The 23,811-nt window shown below is 60.1% G+C and carries 23 protein-coding genes; 19 read left to right on the forward strand and 4 right to left on the reverse strand.

The genetic code is table 11. The features are described 5' to 3' along the window. Positions 1–88 precede the first annotated feature (88 nt). A complete protein-coding gene (locus ACQZ60_RS16675) occupies positions 89–1,054 on the forward strand; it encodes a dihydrodipicolinate synthase family protein (RefSeq protein WP_003521712.1) in 966 nt (321 codons plus the stop codon). 291 nt (positions 1,055–1,345) lie between these two features. Here the strand turns inward: ACQZ60_RS16675 and ACQZ60_RS16680 are convergent, their stop codons facing one another. Beyond that, positions 1,346–2,383, reverse strand: coding sequence for an Ldh family oxidoreductase (locus ACQZ60_RS16680; RefSeq protein ID WP_448735665.1), 1,038 nt, complete (start codon positions 2,381–2,383; stop codon positions 1,346–1,348). Positions 2,384–2,823: 440 nt separating this feature from the next. Here ACQZ60_RS16680 and ACQZ60_RS16685 point away from each other — a divergent pair, with 440 nt between their 5' ends. The 7 genes from ACQZ60_RS16685 to ACQZ60_RS16715 all read left to right on the forward strand — a co-directional run bounded on the left by ACQZ60_RS16685 (position 2,824) and on the right by ACQZ60_RS16715 (position 9,750). Next, positions 2,824–3,630, forward strand: a complete 807-nt coding sequence (locus ACQZ60_RS16685; RefSeq protein WP_003521709.1) for an ABC transporter substrate-binding protein — start codon at positions 2,824–2,826, stop codon at positions 3,628–3,630. Positions 3,631–3,701: 71 nt separating this feature from the next. Further along, the gene (locus tag ACQZ60_RS16690; RefSeq protein WP_078053901.1) at positions 3,702–4,367 is read left to right on the forward strand and encodes an amino acid ABC transporter permease; all 666 of its coding nucleotides are present in this window, start codon (positions 3,702–3,704) and stop codon (positions 4,365–4,367) included. 12 nt (positions 4,368–4,379) lie between these two features. Further along, positions 4,380–5,033 carry an amino acid ABC transporter permease gene (locus ACQZ60_RS16695; RefSeq protein WP_065657686.1) on the forward strand — a complete coding sequence of 218 codons (654 nt, stop codon included), beginning with the start codon at positions 4,380–4,382 and terminating at the stop codon, positions 5,031–5,033. Beyond that, positions 5,026–5,748 (forward strand): amino acid ABC transporter ATP-binding protein, encoded by a 723-nt coding sequence (locus ACQZ60_RS16700; protein WP_433822877.1) that lies wholly within the window; start codon positions 5,026–5,028, stop codon positions 5,746–5,748. Before ACQZ60_RS16695 ends, ACQZ60_RS16700 begins: the two co-directional genes overlap by 8 nt. Further along, on the forward strand, positions 5,748–6,989 hold the full coding sequence (locus tag ACQZ60_RS16705; protein ID WP_174040626.1) for an NAD(P)/FAD-dependent oxidoreductase: 1,242 nt from the start codon (positions 5,748–5,750) through the stop codon (positions 6,987–6,989). Before ACQZ60_RS16700 ends, ACQZ60_RS16705 begins: the two co-directional genes overlap by 1 nt. A 12-nt stretch (positions 6,990–7,001) precedes the next feature. Next, entirely contained in the window at positions 7,002–8,711 is a 1,710-nt protein-coding gene (gene lhpI, locus ACQZ60_RS16710; RefSeq protein WP_448735666.1) for a cis-3-hydroxy-L-proline dehydratase, read from the forward strand. Between the two features lie 10 nt (positions 8,712–8,721). Next, entirely contained in the window at positions 8,722–9,750 is a 1,029-nt protein-coding gene (locus ACQZ60_RS16715; RefSeq protein WP_448735667.1) for a trans-3-hydroxy-L-proline dehydratase, read from the forward strand. Between the two features lie 62 nt (positions 9,751–9,812). Here ACQZ60_RS16715 and ACQZ60_RS16720 read toward each other — a convergent pair whose 3' ends face one another. After that, positions 9,813–10,835, reverse strand: a complete 1,023-nt coding sequence (locus ACQZ60_RS16720; RefSeq protein WP_125146216.1) for a LacI family DNA-binding transcriptional regulator — start codon at positions 10,833–10,835, stop codon at positions 9,813–9,815. Positions 10,836–10,992: 157 nt separating this feature from the next. Then, positions 10,993–11,313, reverse strand: a complete 321-nt coding sequence (locus ACQZ60_RS16725; RefSeq protein ID WP_003505663.1) for a hypothetical protein — start codon at positions 11,311–11,313, stop codon at positions 10,993–10,995. 295 nt (positions 11,314–11,608) lie between these two features. Between ACQZ60_RS16725 and ACQZ60_RS16730 the strand changes: the two genes are divergently transcribed. From ACQZ60_RS16730 to ACQZ60_RS16755, 6 genes are all read left to right on the forward strand, one after another. Then, complete coding sequence (locus tag ACQZ60_RS16730; protein WP_046801225.1) at positions 11,609–12,412, forward strand: transporter substrate-binding domain-containing protein; 804 nt, start codon at positions 11,609–11,611, stop codon at positions 12,410–12,412. Positions 12,413–12,479: 67 nt separating this feature from the next. Continuing rightward, positions 12,480–13,184, forward strand: coding sequence for an amino acid ABC transporter permease (locus tag ACQZ60_RS16735; RefSeq protein WP_142174556.1), 705 nt, complete (start codon positions 12,480–12,482; stop codon positions 13,182–13,184). After that, positions 13,181–13,840, forward strand: a complete 660-nt coding sequence (locus ACQZ60_RS16740) for an amino acid ABC transporter permease (protein WP_003521700.1) — start codon at positions 13,181–13,183, stop codon at positions 13,838–13,840. The genes ACQZ60_RS16735 and ACQZ60_RS16740 overlap by 4 nt, the downstream gene beginning before the upstream one ends. Further along, positions 13,821–14,552, forward strand: a complete 732-nt coding sequence (locus ACQZ60_RS16745) for an amino acid ABC transporter ATP-binding protein (protein ID WP_003521699.1) — start codon at positions 13,821–13,823, stop codon at positions 14,550–14,552. Before ACQZ60_RS16740 ends, ACQZ60_RS16745 begins: the two co-directional genes overlap by 20 nt. Before the next feature lie 23 nt (positions 14,553–14,575). Next, entirely contained in the window at positions 14,576–15,511 is a 936-nt protein-coding gene (locus tag ACQZ60_RS16750; protein WP_448735668.1) for a 2-hydroxyacid dehydrogenase, read from the forward strand. Positions 15,512–15,740: 229 nt separating this feature from the next. Beyond that, complete coding sequence (locus ACQZ60_RS16755) at positions 15,741–17,915, forward strand: putative bifunctional diguanylate cyclase/phosphodiesterase (RefSeq protein ID WP_448735669.1); 2,175 nt, start codon at positions 15,741–15,743, stop codon at positions 17,913–17,915. Here ACQZ60_RS16755 and ACQZ60_RS16760 read toward each other — a convergent pair. Then, positions 17,910–18,377: a hypothetical protein gene (locus ACQZ60_RS16760; protein WP_448735670.1), complete on the reverse strand. Its 468-nt coding sequence runs from the start codon at positions 18,375–18,377 to the stop codon at positions 17,910–17,912. The genes ACQZ60_RS16755 and ACQZ60_RS16760 overlap by 6 nt on opposite strands. On the opposite strand from ACQZ60_RS16760, the gene ACQZ60_RS16765 reads away from it, so the two are divergent. From ACQZ60_RS16765 to ACQZ60_RS16785, 5 genes are all read left to right on the forward strand, one after another. Continuing rightward, complete coding sequence (locus tag ACQZ60_RS16765) at positions 18,370–19,437, forward strand: porin (protein WP_142845729.1); 1,068 nt, start codon at positions 18,370–18,372, stop codon at positions 19,435–19,437. The two genes, ACQZ60_RS16760 and ACQZ60_RS16765, sit on opposite strands and share 8 nt — an antisense overlap. A gap of 318 nt (positions 19,438–19,755) precedes the next feature. Then, positions 19,756–20,385 (forward strand): flavin reductase family protein, encoded by a 630-nt coding sequence (locus ACQZ60_RS16770; protein WP_448735671.1) that lies wholly within the window; start codon positions 19,756–19,758, stop codon positions 20,383–20,385. Between the two features lie 349 nt (positions 20,386–20,734). Next, entirely contained in the window at positions 20,735–21,670 is a 936-nt protein-coding gene (locus tag ACQZ60_RS16775) for a LysR family transcriptional regulator (protein WP_003521693.1), read from the forward strand. A 104-nt stretch (positions 21,671–21,774) separates the two neighbouring features. Beyond that, positions 21,775–22,254 (forward strand): formate dehydrogenase subunit gamma, encoded by a 480-nt coding sequence (locus tag ACQZ60_RS16780; RefSeq protein ID WP_448735672.1) that lies wholly within the window; start codon positions 21,775–21,777, stop codon positions 22,252–22,254. Further along, complete coding sequence (locus ACQZ60_RS16785; protein ID WP_174013310.1) at positions 22,251–23,807, forward strand: formate dehydrogenase beta subunit; 1,557 nt, start codon at positions 22,251–22,253, stop codon at positions 23,805–23,807. Before ACQZ60_RS16780 ends, ACQZ60_RS16785 begins: the two co-directional genes overlap by 4 nt. Positions 23,808–23,811: the final 4 nt, after the last annotated feature.

Raw genomic sequence — 23,811 nt, forward strand, 5'->3', positions numbered from 1 at the left:
AATAAAATACAAGATTGTAATGTCCTTGTCGAAAGGGTGGCGCGGAGGTGCGTCCATTCCCGAAAAACATGTCCCTTAGGAGCTTGAAATGACGGCCAGCATTTTTTCCGGCGTGATTCCCGCCTTGATGACCCCCTGCAAGGATGATCGCACCCCTGATTTCGATGCGCTTGTTCGCAAGGGCAAGGAACTGATTGCCGATGGCATGTCGGCCGTCGTTTATTGTGGCTCCATGGGCGACTGGCCGCTCCTGACGGACGAGCAGCGCATGGAAGGCGTGGAGCGCCTGGTGAAAGCCGGCATTCCGGTCATCGTCGGCACCGGCGCGGTCAACACGGCCTCTGCCGTTGCCCATGCCGCTCACGCCCAGAAGGTTGGCGCCAAGGGCCTGATGGTCATTCCGCGCGTCCTGTCGCGCGGTTCGGTCATCGCCGCCCAGAAGGCCCACTTCAAGGCCATCCTCTCGGCTGCCCCGGAAATCCCGGCCGTCATCTACAACAGCCCCTATTACGGCTTCGCCACCCGCGCCGATCTCTTTTTCGCGCTGCGCGCCGAGCACAAGAACCTCGTCGGCTTCAAGGAATTCGGCGGCCCGGCCGATATGCGTTACGCCGCTGAAAACATCACCAGCCGCGATGACGACGTCACCCTGATGATCGGCGTCGATACCGCCGTCTTCCACGGCTTCGTCAATTGCGGCGCCACCGGCGCCATCACCGGTATCGGCAATGTCCTGCCGAAGGAAGTCATCCACCTCTGCAAGCTGTCGCAGGCCGCCGCCAAGGGCGATGCCGATGCCCGCGCCCGCGCGCTGGAGCTGGAACAGGCGCTCGCCGTTCTCTCGTCCTTCGATGAAGGGCCGGATCTGGTTCTCTATTTCAAGCACATGATGGTGCTGAAGGGCGACAAGGAATACACGTTGCACTTCAACGAAACCGATGCCCTGACGGACAGCCAGCGCGGTTATGTCGAGGCGCAGTTCAAGCTGTTCAACAGCTGGTATGCCGACTGGAGCAAGCTGCCGGGTGCGGTTCAGGCCTGCAAAGCTGCTTGATCAGTCGCTGACGTGAAAAACAAAAGGCCCGCAACTGCGGGCCTTTTTTGTATGTGATGAGATTTGATGTCTCTTTTCCGTCATGCCGGACTAGATCCGGCATCCAGCCACGGCGCGTCTGCGCCGTGAAAGGAATCTTCCGCGATCAAGGACTTGATCGCACTGGACCCCGGATCTAGTCCGGGGTGACGGAGCGGGGATGCTATGCAGTCGCAAAGAAAGCTGAGTGACGCTGTCGTTATGAGAAAGCCCGCGATCGCGGGCTTTTTTTATTTCCACATCCAAACGCGCTCAGGAAACCGCGTCCAGCCCCTTCTCCAGCAACCGGTCGAGCCCGGCCATTTCGGCGGCGGTGAGGGTAATGCCTTCGCTTTCGGACTTCGCGCGTGCAGTGAAGCGGCGGCCCGAGGGCAGGCGGGCGCCCTGGCCGATGATGGCGTCGAACAGCACTTCCGCGCGCTGGAAGGGATCGCCGGGGCGCCCCTTGGCGAAGGCTTCGGGAGAGAAGGCGACGATCAGCTCGCCATGGGTCGGGGCAAGCGTGGTGGTGCCGAGAAATTCGAGCGCTTCGGGGCTGGTGAGATCGCCGATCATGATGCCGGCGAGAAGCTCGATCATCGTGCCGATGGCCGATCCCTTGTGGCCGCCAAAGGGAAGCATGGAGCCGGCAAGGGCCGCTTCCGGGTCAGTCGTCGGCTTGCCGTCGGCATCCAGAGCCCAGCCTTCCGGCAGGGGCTTTCCGGCCCGCCGGTGTAGTTCTATTTCACCTCGGGCCGCAACCGAGGTCGCGAAATCAAAGACGTAAGGCGAGGTGCCCTTGCGCGGCCAGCCGAAGGCGAAGGGGTTGGTGCCAAGCAGCGGCTTGCTGCCGCCGGTGGGCGCAACGGTGGAATAGCTCGGGCACATGACCAGCCCGGCGAGACCATTCGAGGTAAGGCCCTCGACTTCCGGCCAGAGCGCCGAGAAATGCGTGCAGTCATTGATGACGAGTGCAGCGATGCCCGCACGTTTCGCTCGCTCCACCAGAACCGGCAGACCAAGTTCGAAGGCGGGGTTGGCGAAGCCGCCACGGGCATTGACCTTGACGATGGCCGTGGCGTCGTCTTCAGCCACTTCAGGTATGGCGTCGGGCTTCACCTTGCCGGCCTTAACGGTGCGGAGCGCGCCTTCGATACGGTAGATGCCGTGGGACTTGCAGGCGTCCCGCTCACCGGCAGTAATGACGCGCGCCAGCGCTCCCGACTGTACATCATTCACCCCGGCCCTCAAAAAAATCGACTCGACCCGCTGGAAAAGTGCCTCAATGGTCAAAGTGGTCGTGTCGCTCATCATAGTCCTCCGATAGGGCTCGCACATTTTGAATACATAAAGTATACAAAGGCGTGAGTATTGCAACGTGTCTTTTCGATGAAGCTCAGTCCGAGCAGAAGGTGACCCTCTCAAAACGCGAAGACACCTTAAGCCGTCATTCCTGTGCTTGTCACAGAAATCCGGGTCGGCGCGTCTGTGCGTCGGAAAGCCTCTTTCAGCCCGAAGATTTGGGCTGGCCAGATTCCTGTGACAACCACGGAATGAGGATGCTGGACGTTTCGCCAACCTTGTCCGCTCCCCCCGCGCTGGCTTGCGTAATCGTCCGCGATACCTCATCAGTTCGCACATGCAAAAATTCTTTTTGTATACTCCTTGTATTTTTATGTTGATTTATCGCCGCCATGGGGAAATAGTGACCGCGCCTTCAAGGGCAGACCAATTGTGGGAGCAAATAAAGAATGAAAAAATCGGTCATCGTCGCCGGCCTCCTGGCCGCCACTTTCGCTATTACGCCGGCCAAGGCCGACAAACTTGACGACATCATTTCGTCCGGCACGCTGCGTTGCGCCGTCGTGCTCGATTTCCCGCCCATGGGCGCGCGTGATGACGCCAACAACCCGATCGGCTTCGATGTCGATTATTGCAACGATCTCGCCAAGGCGCTCGGCGTTACCGCTGAAATCGTCGAAACGCCGTTCCCCGAGCGCATTCCCGCGCTGATGTCCGGCCGCGTCGATGTGGGCGTTGCTTCCACCTCCGATACGCTGGAGCGCGCCAAGACGGTCGGCATGACCGTGCCTTACTTCGCTTTCGAAATGGCCGTTACCGCCAACGACAAGTCGGGCATCAAGTCCTTCGAGGACATGAAGGGCAAGACGGTCGGCGCGACTGCCGGCACGTTCGAGGCCATCGCGCTCGAAAAGACGGTCAAGGAATGGGGCACCGGCGAATTCCGTCCGTACCAGACGCAGGCCGATGTGTTCCTCGCGCTCAGCCAGGGCCAGATCGACGCCACCGTCTCCACCTCAACGGTTGCGCAGTCCAACGTCAAGGGCGGCAAGTTCGCGGGTATCTCCGTGGTCGGCAAGGCGCCCTATGACATTGACTATGTCGCGCTCTTCACCAACCGTGACGAATACGGCTTCATCAACTACCTGAACCTCTTCATCAACCAGCAGGTTCGCACCGGCCGTTACGCCGAACTCTATGAAAAATGGGTTGGCGGCGAAGTTCCTTCGCTCACCGTCAACGGCGTTTATCGCTGATCAGGACTTTTCGTAAACGGCGCGGTCAAGATGATCGCGCCGTTGATCGTTTCTGAAAAGGCGGGACGCCCATGTTCAACTATACATTTCACTGGAATCAGGCGCTGAAGGCTTTGCCGCAGCTTCTGGACGGTGCGGTGGTGACGCTGCAGATCGCCATTCTGTCGATGGTGATCGGTCTTTCCTGCGCCATCGTGCTGACGCTGTTCCGGCTTTCCGGCAACCGCATTCTCGGCGCTTTCGCCGCCGTCTGGGTGGAAGTCGCCCGCAACACGCCGGCGCTGTTCCAGATTTACATGGCCCATTTCGGCCTTGGCAATTTCGGCATTCATTTGAGCCCCTATACCGCGCTTCTGGTCGGTATCGCCTTCAACAATGCCGGTTATCTCGCGGAAAATTTCCGCGGCGCGCTAAAGGCCATTCCCGATACGCAGACGCGCTCCGGCCGTTCGCTCGGCATGACCTCGATGCAAACCTTCCGGCTGATCATCCTGCCGCAGATGCTGCGCGTTGCGTTCCTGCCTGCCACCAACCAGATGGTGTGGGCAATTCTCATGACCTCGCTCGGCGTCACGGTCGGCATGAATACGGATCTCGCCGGCGTCACGCAGGCGCTCAATGCGCGCTCGTTCCGCACCTTCGAATTCTTCGCGCTCGCCGCGGTCATCTATTACGTGATCGCCAAGATCGTCACGCTCGCCGCCCGTCTGCTGGCCGCGCGTCTGTTCCGTTATTGAGAGAGGTGAGCCATGTTTGAAACCGCTCTCACCTGGAGTGATCTCGCCTTCCTGGCCAAGGGTGCCGGCATGACGCTTGCCGTCACCGCCGTCGCCGTCACGGCGGGCACCATCATGGGGATCATCTTCGGTATCATCCGTTTCCAGTTCGGCCCCTATTGGTCGCTGCCGCTGACTTTCGTGCTGGATATTTTCCGTTCCGTGCCGCTGCTCATCCAGCTCGTGCTCGGCAATGCTTTCCAGTCGATCGCCAAGCTCGGCTGGCCGCCTTTCACCACCTCCTGCGTGGTGCTGTCGCTTTATACGGCGGCCTATTGCACCGAGATCGTGCGCGGCGGCATTGATGCCGTACCGTCGAATACGCGCCGCGCCTGCCGTTCGCTGGGCATGACCTGGTCGCAGGACATGCGCTACATCGTGCTGCCGCTTGCTACCCGAGTGTCGCTGCCCGCATGGATCGGGCTCACGCTCGGTGTCATGAAGGATTCGGCGCTGGTGCTGTGGCTCGGCCTCATCGAGCTTCTGCGCGCCTCGCAGATTCTCGTCACCCGCCTGCAGGAACCGCTGACGATCCTGATGATCTGCGGCGCCATCTACTTCCTTATCAGCTTCCCCATCGCCCGTTTCGGCGGGTATCTCGAAAGACGGTGGTCCCCCAATGATTGAGATCGAAAACGTCCGCAAATCCTTCGGCCCGCTGGAGGTTCTGAAAGGGATCAACCTCACCGTCAACAAGGGCGAGGTGGTCACCATCATCGGCGGCTCCGGTTCCGGCAAGTCGACCCTGCTCACCTGCATCAACGGCCTGGAGCCGATCGATAGCGGCAAGATCGTCATCGACGGCACGGAAGTGCATGCGAAGTCCACGGACCTCAACAAGCTGCGCCGCAAGGTCGGCATCGTCTTCCAGCAGTGGAACGCGTTTCCGCATCTGACAGTGCTTGAAAATGTCATGCTGGCGCCGCGCAAGGTGCTCGGGATTTCCAGGGAGCAGGCCGAGGAGATCGCGGTAAAGCAATTGACCCATGTGGGTCTTGCCGAAAAGCTGAAGGTCTATCCGAACCGCATGTCGGGCGGTCAGCAGCAGCGTATGGCGATTGCCCGTGCGCTTGCCATGTCGCCGGAATATATGCTGTTCGACGAAGTCACCTCGGCGCTCGACCCGATGCTGGTGGGCGAAGTGCTCGATACGCTGAAGATGCTGGCGGATGAGGGCATGACGATGATCTGCGTCACCCATGAAATGGCCTTCGCGCGTGATGTCTCGAATCGCGTTGCCTTCTTCCATCAGGGTGTGATGGCGGAAATCGGCACGCCGGACCAGCTGTTCGGCGCGCCGCAGCATGCTGAAACGCAGAAATTCCTGGCGAGCGTGCGGTAATGCCAGCCAATGATGTCATCGTCATCGGGGCCGGCGTCGTCGGCCTCTCGGCGGCAATTGCGGCGCAGGGCCGTGGCCTGTCGGTCACGGTCATCGACCGCGAGGGACCGGCGGCGGGCGCGTCCGCCGGCAATGCCGGTGCCTTCGCTTTCACCGATATTCTGCCGCTGGCATCGCCCGGCATTCTGTGGAAGGCGCCGAAGTGGCTGCTCGATCCGCTCGGTCCGCTCAGCGTGCCGCCTTCCTACGCACTGAAGATCGCGCCATGGATGTTCCGCTTCTGGCGGGCCTGCGCCGCTTCGAAGGTGGAACATTCCACCGCCGCCCAGACCGCGCTGATGGATCTCGCGAAGGCCGAGCTGGAGCCGTTCCTGAAAAAGACCGATACCATCGCCATGCTGCGCAAGGAGGGCAACCTCCAGGTCTATGAAAGCGAGGCGGAATTCGAAGCCTCGCTTCCCGGCTGGAAGGCGCGCGAGCGGCACGGCATCGAGTTCCGGCATCTCAATGCCGAACAGATGGCGGAGATACAGCCCGGCATCGCGCCGCGTTTCACCTGCGGCACGTTCACGCCCGGCTGGTATTCCATCGCCGACCCCAAGCTTTATACGCTGGCGCTGGCCGACCATTTCCGCACCATTGGCGGCCGTATCGAATGCCTCGATATCGCTTCGCTCAGGCCGCTGGAAGACGGCGTCGAGGTAGTGAGCCATGATGGGCGCACCCGCAAGGCCGCCAGGGTGGTGCTGGCAGCCGGCGCCTTTTCGCATCGCATCGCCCGTTCGCTCGGGGAAAAAATTCCGCTGGAAACCGAACGGGGGTATAATACGACCCTGCCGTCTGGCGCCTTTGATCTGCGCACGCAGGTGACCTTCGGCGGCCATGGTTTCGTCGTCACGCGGCTTTCCTCCGGCATCCGCGTTGGTGGCGCGGTGGAATTGGGCGGGCTGGAGCTCCCGGCCAATTTCGCCCGTTCCGAAGCGCTGCTGACCAAGGCGAAAGCCTTCCTCCCGGGCCTGAAAACTGAAGGCGGCAAGCAGTGGATGGGCTTTCGCCCCTCGCTGCCGGACAGCCTGCCGGCCATCGGCCAAGCAAGGCACACGGCGCGGGTGGTCTACGCTTTCGGCCACGGGCATCTGGGGTTGACGCAATCGGCGGGCACGGCCCGCATCGTCGCTGATCTTCTGACGGGGCAAAAACCCGCCATCGATACAAGGGCATTTTCGCCGCAACGCTTCTGACGGGGATTTCCGATGTCTTCTTCCCTCTCGACAACAGCCGTTCCTGAAGCCCGCAGCATTTTGGCCGGTTCGGCCGAAGGTCCCGTGATTGCGACGACCGAAGCGCTGAGTTTCTGGGGCGGGGTCGATCCCGCCACCGGCAGGGTCATCGATGTGCACCACCCATTGCATGGCATCTGTCTCACCGGCGGCGCGCTGTTCATGCCCACCAGCCGTGGCTCCTGTACCGGTTCGGGCGTCTTGCTCGATCTTATCCTGACGGGCCGTGCGCCCTCGGCGCTGGTCTTCTGCGAGGCCGAGGACGTGCTGACGCTGGGCGCGCTGATCGCCGCCGAAATGTTCGGCAAGCCTTTGCCGGTGCTGCGCCTGGACGCGGAAAATTTCGCCCGGTTTTCCAAGGCCGTTCATGTCCGTATCGATGAGACGGCCATCGAAGCCGATGGCGTTTCCCTTGCCCTCACGCCGCCGGCGACGGCGCATCTCGATCTTGGGGATGACGACCGGGCCATGCTCGAAGGACGCGATGGCGTCGCCGTGCAGCAGGCCATGCGCATCACCGTCGCCATGGCCGCCCAGCAGGGGGCATCTGCGCTTGTCGATGTCACGCAGGGCCATATTGACGGTTGCATCTATGCCAGCCCCGCCAATCTCACCTTCGCGGAAAAAATGGCGGAGATGGGGGCGAAGGTACGGGTGCCGACGACCATGAACGCCATTTCGGTGGACAAGGCGCATTGGCGTTCGCAGGGCATGCCGGAGGATTTCGGCGACCCGGCCGCAAGGCTGGCGGATGCCTATGTGCGCATGGGCTGTCGCCCGACTTTCACCTGTTCGCCTTACCTGCTCGACAGCGCGCCGCAGGCCGGCGACATGATCGCCTGGGCCGAATCGAACGCGGTGATCTTCGCCAATACGGTGCTTGGCGCGCGCACGGCGAAACACCCGGATTTTCTCGATCTCTGCATCGCGCTGACGGGCAGGGCGCCGCTTGCCGGCGTCTATCTGGAGGAAAATCGCCGTCCTCAGCGCATCGTCAATGTGGCGTTGCCGCAGGGCGTGGATGATGCCTTCTGGCCGCTCGTCGGTTATCTTGCGGGCAAGGCCGCGCCGGATTGCATTCCGCTGCTGCGCGGCCTTGGCCCTGCGAAGCCGTCTCGGGATGATCTAAAGGCGCTCTGCGCGGCTTTCGGCACCACATCCGCTGCGCCCATGCTTCATATAGAGGGCGTAACACCGGAAGCCGGTCTTCCGCCTCTCGAAACGGCTGATACCGTTACTGTCTCACCCTCCGATATGGCCGCCGGCTGGTCGCTTCTCAATGAGGGACCGGAAGAGGTGCAACTTGTCGCCATCGGCAGCCCGCATGCCTCGCTGGAGGAGTGCCACGCGCTTGCGGCTGAATTTGCCGGCCGCCGGCGTCACGCGGATGTCGCCGTCATCGTCACAGCCGGCCAGCAGGTCATCGATGCGGCCGGGCAGGACGGCACCCTGCAAAGCCTGCACGACAGCGGCGTGCAGGTGCTGCCTGATCTTTGCTGGTGCTCCATTTCCGAGCCGGTCTTCCCGACGAAGACCCGTGCCCTGATGACCAATTCCGGCAAATACGCCCATTACGGACCCGGCCTCAGCGGTCGCGCAGTGCGCTTCGGCAGCCTTGCCGATTGCGTGGAAAGCGCGCTGACCGGCCGTGCTCCATCCCTTCTTCCTTCATGGCTTTCCTAAGGAGTTTTGAATGCGCAGTATCAAGACCGTTCATGTGATTTCCGCCCATGCGGAAGGGGAAGTCGGGGACGTGATCGTCGGTGGAGTGAAGCCGCCGCCGGGCGAGACGATCTGGGAGCAGAGCCGCTTCATCGCCCGCGATGAGACCCTGCGCAATTTCGTGCTCAACGAGCCGCGTGGCGGCGTGTTCCGGCACGTCAACCTGCTGGTGCCGCCGAAACATCCCGATGCGGATGCCGCCTTCATCATCATGGAACCGGAAGACACGCCGCCCATGTCCGGCTCCAACTCCATCTGCGTTTCCACCGTACTTTTGGATGGCGGCATCGTACCGATGCAGGAGCCGGAAACCCATATGCTGCTGGAAGCGCCGGGCGGGCTGGTGAAGGTGCGCGCCGAATGCCGCAACGGCAAGGCCGAGCGCATTTTCGTGCAGAACCTGCCGAGCTTTGCCGCAAAGCTCGACGTCGAACTCGAGGTGGAAGGTCTCGGTACGCTGAAAGTGGACACCGCCTATGGCGGCGACAGCTTTGTCATCGTCGACGCCGAGGCGATGGGCTTTAGCCTGAAGCCGGAAGAGGCGCATGAGATTGCCCGCCTCGGTGTGCGTATCACCAATGCCGCCAACAAGGCTTTGGGCTTCGACCATCCCGAAAACCCGGACTGGCGGCATTTTTCCTTCTGCCTGTTTGCGGGCAAGGTGGAGCGCACGGCCGAAGGCCTGCGGGCAGGGGCGGCCGTCGCCATCCAGCCGGGCAAGGTGGATCGTTCGCCGACCGGCACGGCACTTTCGGCCCGCATGGCGGTGCTGCATGCGCGTGGCGAAATGAAGGAGGGCGAAGCCCTGACGGCGGTGTCGCTGATCGGCTCAACCTTCACCGGCCGTATTCTTGGAACGACAACGGTCGGCGACCGTCCAGCCATCCTGCCGGAAATCTCCGGTCGCGGCTGGATCACCGGTATCCACCAGCACATGCTCGACCCGTCCGATCCGTGGCCGGAAGGGTATCGTCTGACGGATACGTGGGGTGCGCGGTAAGGAGGACACGTCTCGTCTCCCTCATCCCTGTGACAAGCACAGGAATGAGGGAAGAGAGTGGATCACCCACCCAGCCGCTTCGTCGTCTCCCGCACGATCAGCTCGAAGCCGACATCCACCCTTGCGCCTTCGGGAACAATGGCATCCTTTTCCGCCTCCAGTATCGAAAGCAGCAACTCGCCAGCCCTGCGGCCGATCATCTGGGCATCGACGCGGATCGTTGAAATTGCAGGGTAACATTGCCGGCCGATATCGAAGTCGCCGAAGCCGAGGATGGAAATGCGGTCCGGGACACTGATTCCCCGTCGATGACATTCCATCAGCGCGCCGACGGCGGAAATATCCGATACGGCGAAGATGGCCTCGACATCCGGGGCCTTGGCCAGTAGCGAGCCGAGGGTCTTTGCCCCGTGGTCATAGGAGACCGGGGCGCTGCCCTCGCGGATGATGAGATCGTCGGCAATGCCGGCTTCCCGCAGGGCCGCGCCAAAACCGAGCAGGCGGCTTTCGCCGCGCCAGTCCTTCACATCGCCATCGGCCCTCGATCCGAGCGCGCCGATTCTCTTGAAGCCAAGCGATATCAGATGCTTGGCGGCAGTTCTTCCCACTTCGTAGTTGGAAAAACCGACCGCATGGTCGATCGGGTGTTCGGGAACATCCCAGATTTCCACGATCGGGATACCGGCGCGCATCAGCACCTCGCTCGCCATCTTGGTATGCACCGTGCCGGCGACGACGATGGCATCGGGGCGGCGCTCCATCATGGTGCGGATGACGCGTTCTTCCTCCTGCAGATCGTACATGGTGTAGCCGATCAGCAACTGGTAATCGGCGGCGCGCAGCGCATTGGCAAGCCCTTGTGCGCTATCGGCGAAGTTGGAGTTGGTGAGCGTCGGCAGGATGGCGGTGATGAAGTTGGTGCGCCGGGAAGAGAGCGAACCGGCGATTCGATCCGGCACATAACCCAGCTTCTCGATGGCTTTCATCACCTTCTGGCGTGTCTCTTCCGACACTAGGGCGGGATCGGCCAGCACCCGCGAAACGGTCATCTTGGAGACGCCCGCGAGTTTCGAGACATCGCTCATGGTAGCTTTTTTTGACGTGACTAACGCTGCGGCCAAGGGCGTGCGCTCCACCAAAGCATGTCTCCCTAAACTCGAACCGGTTCAGGACAAGACATACACGAAGACAATAAGGGAAAGCACGCCGTATGATTGCAGATCGATGCGGCGTGCACCGGATTTATGCGACGCGGCTATAGACCAGATGATAAAAACGCCCGTCGCACATGCTCATCATCTCATCCGTCAGCACCCGGCCTTCCAGCCGGACGGGGGAAACCAGCGCTTCCTCCACCGCCTCCATCGACGGATAGTCGATTTCCTGCACCATGATGATCGAGGCCGCGTCCGGATCGGTGCGCTCGGTACGCATCACCCGAACCGCCTGTGCATTCGGCATGCGTTTCCAGACCGGCAGCAATTTCTCCTCGACGATGCGGAAAAACTCCTCCTCCCGGCCGGGGTGAATCCTGCCTTCGAAAATTGCCGAGCGTGTATACATGTTTCCTCCCGAATGATTGCCGACCGAAACAGTTCTGTAGATCGGACTTGCAATGATACCGATAACATGCATTATTGATCCTGCCAAGAACGTGAAACGGTGTCGAACAGAGGAAAATCGATAACCAGCCGAAAACATTGAATTTCATGGGAAATTCATCTGGTTTTTTGCTTTCGCGGTTTCTTGGGAGGAGTTTTTAGTCAATCGCGTTAAAATGTTATCGAGAACATTTTTCGGTTTGCGCAAGGCCGCTGTTCCATTCTGGGCAGCCACTTATAAGGTTGGAGGAGAAACCATGAGCATATCCAGATTTCTGAAGAACATGACCGTTGCCGTCGGTGTTGCAGCAGCAACGCTTGCCGCAACCACGTCCGCCCATGCCGTCTCGCTCAGCGAGATTACGGCGCGCGGCAAGGTCAAGATCGGTGTTCTGACCGGTGCGCCGCCGATGGGCATGGTGGACGAGAAGGGCAATCCTTCCGGTTACGACGTCGATGTCGCCAATCTCATCGGCTCCTACCTGTCGCTGCCGGTGGAACTGGTACCGCTGACACCGCCTGCGCGTATTCCCGCACTCCAGACCGGCAAGGTCGACTTCCTTGTTGCGACGCTTGCGCCGACCGGCGAGCGCGCCAAGACCGTGATGTTCACGCAGCCTTACAGCGCCTTCAACATGGACATCATTTCCGGCAAGGACCAGAAGTTCGAAAATCTCGACAGCCTCAAGGGCAAGCGCGTTTCGGTCAATCGCGGTTCCTCGCAGGAAACCGCGCTGCGCAAGGCCAATGTCGAAGGTCTTGAAATCGTCGTTTACGAAGACGATTCCACCAGCGCCCAGGCACTGCTCGCCGGTCAGGTGGATGCTGTCGCCTTGCCGTCCACGGTTGGTGAGGCGATCATCAAGCAGCGTCCGGAAGCCGGTCTGCAGGTTGGTTTCACCTTCTTCCAGCAGGGCAACTCCATGGCGACCAAGCTTGAGGACTTCGAGCTGCGCCAATGGCTGAACACCTCCATCTACCTCATGAAGATGTCCGGCGATCTCGACCGCATCTCGGTGAAGTGGACCGGCCGTCCGCTGCCGCAATTGCCAAGCTTCTGATTGAGCCTTTCAACGCGCCCGCCGGGAAGATTTTCGGCGGGCCCGGGAAATGTCAACGGAGTGACGCATGTCCTATACATTCCAATTCGGCGCGCTCGCCCAGTATCAGAACGAGATTCTGAACGGCATATGGCTGACGATCAAGCTGTCGGTCCTGTCCATCGTGCTCGGCTGCGCTTTCGGCATTCTTTTGGCCTCGCTGCGGTCCATCAATGGCGGCATCGTCCGCATCATCGTGGACGCTTATGTGGAAGTCATCCGCAATACGCCGTTTCTCGTGCAGCTTTTCATCGTCTATTTCGGCCTGCCGGGCCTCGGCTTCAGGGTAGGGGCGGATACGGCGGCGCTGATCGGCATGACGATCAATCTTGCCGCCTATTCGACGGAAATCATCCGCGCCGGCATCGAGGCGGTGCACAAGTCGCAGATCGAGGCGGGCGAGGCGCTGGGTTTCACCAAGTACCAGATCTATCGCCACGTCATCATCGTGCCGGCCATCGCCAAAGTCTATCCCTCGCTGTGCAGCCAGTTCGTGCTGATGATGCTGGCATCGAGCATATGTTCGGCCATTTCCACCCATGAGCTTGCGGCTGCCGCAGCCTTCGTGGAATCGCAGACCTATCGCTCCTTTGAGGTCTATATCGTCGTCACGCTCATCTATCTTGCGCTGGCGCTCAGCCTGCGGCTCATTCTTGCCCTCGTCGGCATGTGGCTGTTCGGCCGTCGCGTTGCCCGCAAGACGATGACCGCCATGCCGGAGGTGCAGTCATGACTCTTCGAACTTTCGGCTGGAACGAATTCGGCTTCCTGCTGACCGCCCTGCAATGGACCGTGCTTCTGACGATCATTGCGCTTATCGGCGGCGGCATCGTCGGCTTCTTCGTGGCGCTCGCCCGCACCTCGAATTTCAAGGCGCTGCGCATTGCCGCCGGCACCTATATCCAGGTGATCCAGGGCATTCCGGTGCTGATGATCCTGTTCCTGTCCTATTACGGCCTCAGCCTTGCCGGGCTGGAACTGCCGCCGCTCTTTGCCGCCGGCGCCTCGATGACGATCTATACATCGGGTTATCTCGCGGAAATCTGGCGCGGCTGCATCCAGGCGGTGCCGAAGCAGCAATGGGAAGCGTCGGAATCGCTGGCTCTCACCCGCGCCCAGCAATATCGCTACGTCATCCTGCCGCAGGCGATCCGCATTTCGCTACCGCCGACCGTCGGTTTTGCCGTTCAGGTCGTCAAGAATACGTCCATCGCATCGATCATCGGTTTCGTCGAACTGGCGAGAGCGGGGCAGCTCATCAACAATGCCACGTTCCAGCCGTTCCGCGTCTTCGTCGCCGTGGCCGTGCTTTATTTCATCGTCTGCTACCCGTTGTCCCAGCTGTCGCGTTGGCTGGAAAGGAGGCTTCATGCCGGAAGTAATCGTTGAAAACGTTCACAAGAGCTTTGGCGCTCTGGAAGTCCTCAAAGGCGTGTCGCTGACGGTCGGCCGCGGTGAAGTCTTCGCCCTTATCGGCCGCTCGGGCTCGGGCAAGAGCACGCTGCTGCGCTGCATGAACGGACTGGAGAAGATCAATTCGGGCCGCATCGAAATCGCCGGTCACGCCATCGGGGAAGATGCCAAGGCGCTGCGCAAGCTGCGCACCGATGTCGGCATCGTATTCCAGAGCTACAATCTTTTCCCGCATCTGACGGTCGGCGAAAACATCATGCTCGCGCCGCGTATCGTCAAGGATGTGGCGAAATCGGAAACGAAGGATATTGCCCGCGAGGTTCTGCAACTCGTCGGCCTGTCGGAGAAATTCGATTCCTATCCGGATCAGCTTTCCGGCGGCCAGCAGCAGCGCGTGGCGATTGCCCGCTCGCTCGCCATGCGGCCGAAGGTGATGCTGTTTGATGAGGTGACCTCGGCGCTCGACCCAGAATTGACTGAGGAAGTGCTGACTGTCATGGAAAACCTCGCCAAAGACGGCATGACCATGATCCTCGTCACCCATGAAATGGCCTTTGCGCGCCGCGTGGCGACCGAAACCATCTTCATGCACAAGGGCAAGATCTGGGAGCAGGGCCGTTCTTCCGAACTCTTCGCCAACCCGCAAACGCCGGAACTCCGGCAATTCGTCAAGGCCGATGTGAAGTAGTTCACCGGCGCAAAGGAAACTTCATGACCACTGAAATCGTGCAATTGTGCCCGCTCATCCCGGCACTGGAAGAAGAACTCGCGGAGCGCTTCACCGTGCATCGCCTGTTCGAGGCTGCTGACAAGGCGGCGTTCCTTGCTGAAAAGGGTGCTTCAATCCGCGGCGTCGTCACCGGCGGCCATATCGGCCTTCCGGCGGATATCGGCGCTGCACTTCCCAATCTTGAAATTGTCGCCATCAACGGCGTCGGTTTCGACAAGGTCGATCTGACTGACGCGAAACAGCGCGGTTTCCGCGTCTCCAACACGCCTGACGTGCTGACCGCCGATGTCGCCGACCTCGCGCTCGGCCTCGTTCTGGCGCAGGCACGCAAGCTGCCGCAGGCCGACCAGCATGTGCGCACCGGCCAATGGCTGAAGGGCGATATGGGGCTTTCCACCCGCGTGGCCGGCCGCCGTTATGGCATATTCGGCCTCGGCCGCATCGGTCAGGCAATCGCAAAGCGGCTGGAAGGTTTCGATGCGCGCATTTCCTACACCGCCAGAAACCGCCGCGATGTCGCCTATGATTATTATGACAGCATCGAGGCGCTTGCCGCCAATTGCGACGTGCTGATCATCGCCGCCGCCGCTACTGCCGAAACGCGCCATATCGTCGATGCGGATGTGCTGAAGGCTCTCGGGCCCCAGGGTGTGCTCGTTAATGTGGCGCGCGGTTCGCTGGTGGATGAAAAGGCGCTGGTCGAAGCGCTTGCGAACGGCACGATCGCAGGTGCTGCGCTGGATGTCTTCGAGGATGAGCCGCGTGTGCCGGAAGCGCTTTTCGCCTTCGACAATGTCACGCTCGCGCCGCATGTCGGCAGCGGCACGCACCAGACGCGGCGCGCCATGGCCGATCTCGTTCTCGCCAATCTCGATGCCCATTTTGCCGGGAAAGAACTGCCGACACCGGTGGTGTGACCGTCAACGAATTGCCGCCTGTGGCCTTGACGGCGCAGCTTCGGTTGCGCCGTTTTGATTCAAGCCGGCAGGGCTTCAGGGAGGCTGCTGCAAAAGGCGGGTTTCCCGGCAATCTCCCGCCGTTGTTCATATTTATATAATACGTATAATCCTACTATTCTGCTTCCTTATAAAATGATGAGGCGGAGAGGTGCGTTCCAAAGGCCCGAAGACACCCGAAGAAAACCGGATGTCGCGAAAAAAGCGCGATGTCACCCCGTCCGCCACTCGTGACATGAGCGAAAACAGCAATCCTTCCGACCGGCACGCGCTTCTGGAAGCGATGATCGACCACGTGCCGGATTTTATCTATGCCAAGGATCTGGAAGGGCGCTTTCTTTTTGCCAATCGCGCCATCGTCACCGAAAACGGCTTTGACACGGTCGAGCAACTGATCGGGCTCACCGACTACGATATTCACGGCGAAGCGGCGCGGCGTGCCGGCATTCCCGATACCGAGGCGCGAGTGATGCGCACCGGCGAACCGGATCTCGGTTACGAAGAGCGCGCCATGCGCGGGGATATCGACCGCTGGCTCATGATGTCGCGCGTGCCGCTGAAGGACAAGGCCGGCAACATCATCGGCGTGGTCGGCGCCTCGCGGGACATAACCCAGAAAAAGGCCTCGGAAAGACTGCTTCAGGCGCAGGCGCATATTCTGGAAATGATCGTCGCGGCAGCGCGTATCGAGGATTTTCTTGAGGAATTCGTCAAGGCCATCGAAAATCTCGCGACCGGACTGGCCTGCGCGGTGCGGGTGTTCGATGCGGCGGAAGGGGAACCTTCCGTTTACGCCTCGCCGGCGCTTGCGCAGCAGGAGGGGCTGGTCGCACTTGTCTCCAGTGTCAGCGATCCTGAGAGCCTTATCCAGCCGGCAGAACACATGGCCTTCAGTGTCGATATTCCCGCCAGCGAGGGCAAGGCGCATGGTTTCGTCTGGTGCATGCTGGCCGGCCGCCAGCCGGATGCGGCGCTGGTGGAATTCATAGGTGCGGCGGCGCGCATGGCGGGGCTGGCGATCGACCGCAAAAGGGCGGCGGAACATATCGCCTTCCTGGCGGATCACGACATGCTGACCCGGCTGCCGAACCGCCGTTTCCTCGATACGAGACTGCCGGAAATACTGGCGGCGGCGGCAAAGGCGAACCGAAGGGTCGGTATCGGTTTTCTCGATCTCGACAATTTCAAGCAGATCAACGATACGCTCGGCCACAGCATCGGCGACGCGTTGCTGTCGAAAACCGCCGAGCGCATTGCGAAAAGCCTCCGGAAGAACGATCTCGTTCTCAGGGTGGGCGGCGACGAGTTCGTCATCATTCTCGAAGAGCGCAGGGACGATGTCGAAAACCGCCTGCAGCGCATCCGCGCCGCTGTCTCGCAGCCATTGCGTATCGGCAATTACGATATCAAGGTCACCTGTAGCATCGGCATGGCCTTTTTTCCGGAGCATGGGGAAACCACGGCGGAAATCGTCGCGGCGGCCGATCTCGCCATGTATGAGGCCAAACATACCGGGCGCGACAGCATTGCCACCTTCACCCCGAATATGGCGGATGATCTGAGAAAGAAGTTCACCCGCATCGAGGAACTGCGAAAGGCGGTAAAGAGAGACGAGTTTGTCCTACACTTCCAGCCGCAGGTCGATCTTGTCAGCGGCCGGATCAGCGGCGTAGAGGCGCTGGTGCGCTGGCAGCACCCCACGGAAGGTCTGCTCGGTCCTGCGGAATTCATCGGGCTTGCGGAAGAAACCGGGCTCATCGTCGAACTCGGAGAAAGCATTCTCGAAAAGGCCTGTCGTCAGGCACAGGCATGGGCCGCCGGCGGCCTGTCGCCCGTCAAAATGGCGGTCAATATCTCTCCGCGGCAGTTTCAGGGCGGGCTGGTGCAGCAGATCAGGTCGGTGCTCAAGGAAACCGGCCTTGCGCCATCCCTGCTGGAAATCGAAATCACCGAGACGCTCATCATTCAGGATGTCGAAACATCGGTGCGGATCATGCGGGCCATCAAACAGATGGGTGTCAGTCTGGCGCTGGATGATTTCGGTATCGGTTATTCCTGCCTCGGCATGCTCAAGACATTCCCGCTGTCCTGCATGAAGATAGACCGCTCGTTCCTGACCCATCTGCCGGAAAAGACCAAGGACAGCGCCATCGTCTCGATCATGATCCAGCTTGCCGGATCTCTCGGCATCGATGTTATTGCCGAAGGTGTGGAAGCCGGCGAGCAGGCGACATTTCTGCGTGATGCCGGCTGCCCCTACGGTCAGGGTTATTACTTCAGTCGCCCGGTGCCGGCAGAGGCGATCGAAGACATGCTGGCGAAGACGACGATATTCGCGACCGGCTTATCCGAACACCGCCTATAGGCTGCCTCGGGCGACCGGTTGTTTCAGATCGTCCAGATATGGTTTACAGGGAGAGGCCGGGCGGACGTTTTGCGGCCTGCATCCTTTCTTCTTCCTCGATGAAAACCACTTTGCTTCCCCATGCCCGCGCGTGTTGACGCTTCCCGATCCTGACTGGAGCGTTTGTTGTTTTTGTGTCTTATAATTTATTAATTGAAGACAATATTTAAAAGTAATAAATTCTATTATTTTGAAATAATAATAAGAAATATTATATTTTAAACTATTAAATTGTTGTAATTTTACTACGAAATTGAATTGTGTACTTTGTCTGTATTTGTATTTTGTCGATTTAAATTGCGAGTCTGCGGCAACTTCTGTCATTTGCTGAATCAGCGCAGGGAAGCGGGCGGCAGGGAAAGACCAGCCCTCAAATTTGCGCATTCGTTGAAAAATTTTTGACTGGAGATTACAAATGAACATCAAGAGCCTTCTCATCGGCTCCGCTGCGGCTCTCGCAGCAGTATCCGGCGCACAGGCCGCTGACGCCATCGTCGCTGCCGAGCCGGAAGCCATGGAATATGTTCGCGTCTGCGACGCTTTCGGCACCGGCTTCTTCTACATCCCCGGCACCGAAACCTGCCTGAAGTTCGACGGTTACGTCCGTTTCCAGACGGACTTCGGTCGCAACCAGTCCGGCACTTCCGACTGGGATGCTGCGACGCGCGGTCAGTTCAACATCGACACCCGCACCGACACTGAACTCGGCGCTCTGCGCGGCTACATCGGTCTGCGCGGCCAGGCCGACAACGACACCGACCGTAACATCGTTCTCGATCAGGCTTTCATCGAACTCAGCGGCCTGAAGGTCGGTTTTTACTACAACTGGTGGGATGACGGTCTCTCTGGCGAGTATGACCAGCTCAGCTCCAACCGCACCCGTCTGAACGCCATCCGTTACACCTACGACGCCGGCTCCTTCTACGTTGGTGCCGCTACTGAAGAGCTGGAAGGCTCGCGCAAGGGTACATCAGAGCTTGGCGTTTCAAAGGGTGGCAAGTTCAAGACCAACACGAACGATGTCGGCGTCAGTGCTATCATCGGCGGCAAGTTCGGCGGCGTTAAGGCCAACCTGCTAGGCGCGTACGACACCAACCAGGAAAACGGTGCAATCCGTGCAATCCTCACGGCTGACATCGGTCCGGGCACTCTCGGCCTCTCCGGCGTATGGGCTTCCGGCGCCAACTACTACTACGAAGAATCCGAATGGTCCGTTGCAGCTGAATACGCCATCAAGGCAACCGATAAGCTGACAATCACCCCCGGCTTCCAGTATTTTGGCACGATCGACATCGGCGCAAACAACGACTTCGTAGGCAACCGCGATGCATGGCGTGCTGGCGTCGCTGCTGGCTACAAGATCACTTCCGGCCTCTCCACGAAGGTTGCGGTGACCTATCAGGACGTCGACGGCCGCGAAGGTCGCGACAGTGGTGCTGGCGACAGCTGGACCGGTTTCGTTCGTCTCGAGCGCGCGTTCTAATAGTCTACAAAAAGCATAGTAGGGTTAGACAACTCAGATCCACCCCGTTTCCGAACGGGTGAGTCACTAGCTCCAGTCAAAGTTCCTGACATGATGTCAGGTTTACTCCCCGGACCCCTCCAGGCCGGGGAGTTTTTGCGCCTATAGTCGATGCGTGGATGGCGGCTCCGTCCATTGGGTTGGAGAATGCGTTCTGGCTTGCTGCTCCTCCCTTGCTCGCAAATGCGATACAGCAAAATCGGCTATCCCGTGAGGAGGACGATTGAGTAATTGTCTGCAATATGAAATATTATTGTATACAATAAATCAGGTGCTCCCATGGAATTCGATTTTACCGCGCTTGAGCCGCAAAGCCGTTATCGTTTGTTGACCAATTTTATCGGTCCACGGCCGATAGCGCTTGTCACGACGCGCTCGGCCGCTGGTCACAACAATGCCGCGCCGATGAGCTTTTTCAACGTTTTCTCCCATGATCCGCCGATCGTTGTTCTCGGCATCCAGCCGCGTGTGACGGGCGAGGAGAAGGATACGATGGCCAATATTCGTCGCACTGGCGAATTCGTCATCAACATGGTCGATATGGCTCTGTCCGAACAGATGCTCGTTTGCGGCCTCGGTTTCGACAGCGAGGTCGATGAACTTTCGATTGCCGGACTGACGGCCATGCCCTGCAGCAAGATCGATGCAAGCTTTGCGGCGGAATCGCCCTGCGCGTTCGAATGCCGTGTGGAGCGCCTGATCGATTATCCACGCCGTACCCTTGTTCTGGGGGAAGTGGTGCACATGCATGTCCACAAGGATTGCCTCGATGCGGAAGGGCGTTATGTCGATCCGGACCGATATCAGCCCATCGCGCGCCTGCATGCCGATAATTACATCAGCTCGGATCGCCAGTTCGTCCTCAAGGCGCCTCCGATGACCGACTTCATCAAGCCGGATGGCGAGTGAAGGTTCCTGCGGCTGAAGCGCCGAATACCTTTTGCCTGCCGCCGCAAACTCGAGAAAATGAGAGGGTAGGGCATCGCGGCGGCGATGACGATTGGTTTCGTTTCCCGGCGCTGTGCGGCAGGTCAGGCGAAACGACGGATGGGTCAATGCCGCGATAAAGCTGCGTCCAGTGCGGTTGGAGTGGTTGACCGAACGTCGCGCCCATGACTGCCCGTGCCTGATGGAATCCAGTCTCGCCACCCCGTGCGGTTTCAGGAAAACAACGGCATTCATTTGCGGGCTTCCCCGCCTCGTTCTAGTGTTCTCCTGCTCGCACCATCGCAGGGTCGCGAGCGACGCGGGAGGACGCATGATCGACAAGCTGGAATTTTTCATTGCATTGGCGCGCGCAGGGCATTTTGGCCGCGCGGCAGAGGAGTGCGGCGTTTCCCAACCCAGTCTCTCGGCCGCGATCCGGCAGCTGGAGGACCAGCTTGGTGTCGTTCTTGTGGTGCGTGCGGCGCGTTATCAGGGGCTGACACCGGAGGGCCAGCGTGTTCTCGAATGGGCGCGTCGCATCGTCGCCGATACGCGCACCATGCGTGAGGAAATGCGTGCGGCGCGCAAGGGTCTGGCGGGCCACATCCGCCTTGCGGTCATTCCGACGGCCCTTGCGATGGTGCCGCGATTGACGGAATCCTTTCAGGCGCGGCATCCCGACGTGACCTTTTCCGTGACGTCACGCACCTCGCTTCAGGTCCTGAGCCAGATCGAAAACCTCGAGATCGATGCGGGAATCAGCTATCTCGACAATGAACCTCTTGGCCGAGTGACCACGGTACCGCTCTATTCGGAGCGATATCACCTGATTGCAGCAGCCGGAACGCCGCTCGCCGATCAGGAAAGCGTTACCTGGAAGCAGGTTTCAGGTCTTAGGTTATGCCTATTGACTTCGGATATGCAGAACCGCCGCATCATCAACAAGCATATGGCTGAAGCGGGCGTTGAGGTGAAGCCGACATTGGAGTCCAACTCCATGATTGTGCTGTTTTCGCATATCCGAACCGGACAATGGGCTTCAATAATGCCGCGTAACATAGCGGAATCATTCGGTTTTCCAAAACAGATCAGAATGATACCGATTACCGAGCCGGATGCGGAGCACCTAGTGGGGCTGATCGCGACCTATCGTGAACCGCACACGCCACTCGTTTCTGCGCTTCTTCATGAGGCGCGTCAGCGCGCAGCGGCGATGGCTTTTGATAGGAATTTCCTATCGGTTGACGAAAACACATTATTGACCTGATCCGGCCGACCTCGCCATTCTCCCGAACCATGCAGGGGCTGCGCTGACACTGAAACATGTGCCGTTCGCCATACCTGCCCCTGTCGGTTTGGGAGGACTGGCTTATGAATATCCGTGCGGTTGCCGCAGATGAGGCGGCTCGTGTTTCCGCCATCATTGACGAACTTCTCCACCTGGAGGGGCCATTGCTGCCCATTCTGCACGCGGTGCAGGAAGAATTCGGCTACATACCGGAAAGCGCCAAGCAGATCGTCGCATCCGCGCTGAATATATCGCGCGCCGAGGTCCATGGCGTCGTGACCTTCTATCCCGATTTTCGAGATCATCCTTCCGGCCGGCATGTGCTGAAGCTCTGTCGCGCCGAGGCTTGCCAGTCGATGGGTGGCGAGCCTCTTGCGGAAACCATCAAGAACCGGCTCGGCCTTGACTGGCACGAAACCGCAGCCGACGGTTCCGTCACGCTGGAGCCGGTTTTCTGTCTCGGGCTTTGCGCACAGGCGCCCGCGCTGATGCTGGATGGCGAGCTTCATGCGCGACTGGATGAGCACTGTCTTGGCGACATTCTGGCGGAGGCGTGCCGATGAGTGTCACCGTTTTTGTTCCAGGCGATTCCGCCGCGCTTGCCGTTGGCGCAGACCGTGTCGCCGAAGCAATCGGCCGCGAGGCGGCCAGCCGCAACCTCGAGGTTCATATTGTCCGCAATGGCTCGCGCGGCATGCTCTGGCTTGAAGTGCTGGTGGAAGTGCGCACCGAACATGGCCGTATTGCCTATGGGCCGGTCAAGGCCAGCGACGTTGCTTCACTTTTCGATGCGGGTTTTCTCACCGGCGGCGAGCATCGTCTCTGTCTCGGGCCGACGAAGGACATTCCGTTCCTGAAAAGCCAGACGCGCCTGACATTTGCCCGCTGCGGCGTTACCGATCCATTGTCGCTTGCGGATTACCGCGCCTATCAGGGCTTGAAAGGCCTCGAAAAAGCCGTCGCCATGGCGCCGGCCGATATCGTTGCGCAAGTGACCGAAAGCGGCCTGCGCGGACGCGGCGGCGCGGGTTTCCCGACCGGTATCAAATGGAAGACCGTCGCCGATGCGGTGGCCGACCAGAAATATATCGTCTGCAATGCCGATGAGGGCGATAGCGGCACCTTCGCCGACCGCATGATCATGGAAGGCGATCCCTTCGTGCTGATCGAAGGCATGGCGATTGCCGGCCTCGCCGTCGGCGCGACGAAAGGTTTCATCTATACGCGCTCGGAATATCCTTACGCCATCAAGGTCATGGAGCAGGCAATCGCAATCGCCCGCCGCGAAGGCATCATTGGCCCATCCGTGCTTGGTTCCGGGCGGGCCTTCGATCTCGAAGTGCGCATGGGTGCCGGCGCCTATGTCTGCGGCGAGGAAACCTCGCTTCTGAACAGTCTGGAGGGCAAGCGCGGAACCGTGCGCGCCAAGCCGCCGCTTCCTGCTTTGCAGGGCTTGTTCGGCAGGCCCACCGTCGTCAACAATGTGATTTCGCTCGCCTCTATTCCGGTCATCATGGATCGCGGCGCGGCGTTTTATCGCGATTTCGGCGTCGGCCGCTCGCATGGCACCATTCCCATCCAGCTTGCCGGAAACATCCGGCATGGCGGGCTTTACGAGACCGCCTTCGGCCTGCCGCTCGGGCAGCTGATCAATGATATCGGTGGCGGCACGATCACCGGCCGCCCGGTCAAGGCGGTGCAGGTGGGCGGGCCGCTCGGGGCTTATTTCCCGGTTTCGCTGTTCGACACGATCTTCGACTATGAAGCCTTCACGGCCGCCGGTGGCCTGATCGGCCATGCCGGCATCGTGGTTTTCGACGATACCGCCGATATGCTGCATCAGGCCCGGTTCGCGCTCGAATTCTGCGCCGTCGAAAGCTGCGGCAAGTGCACGCCCTGTCGCATCGGCTCCACACGCGGCGTCGAGACGGTGGACAGGATCGCGCTCGGCATCGAGCCGGAGAAAAATACGGCACTCCTCGCAGACCTCTGCGAAACCATGAAATTCGGTTCGCTCTGTGCGCTCGGCGGTTTCACGCCCTATCCCGTCATGAGCGCACTCCGGCATTTCCCTGATGATTTTGCCCCCATCCCACGTGTTGAAGCGGCGGAGTAACACC

The sequence above is a fragment of the Agrobacterium sp. 22-223-1 genome, from assembly GCF_053522385.1.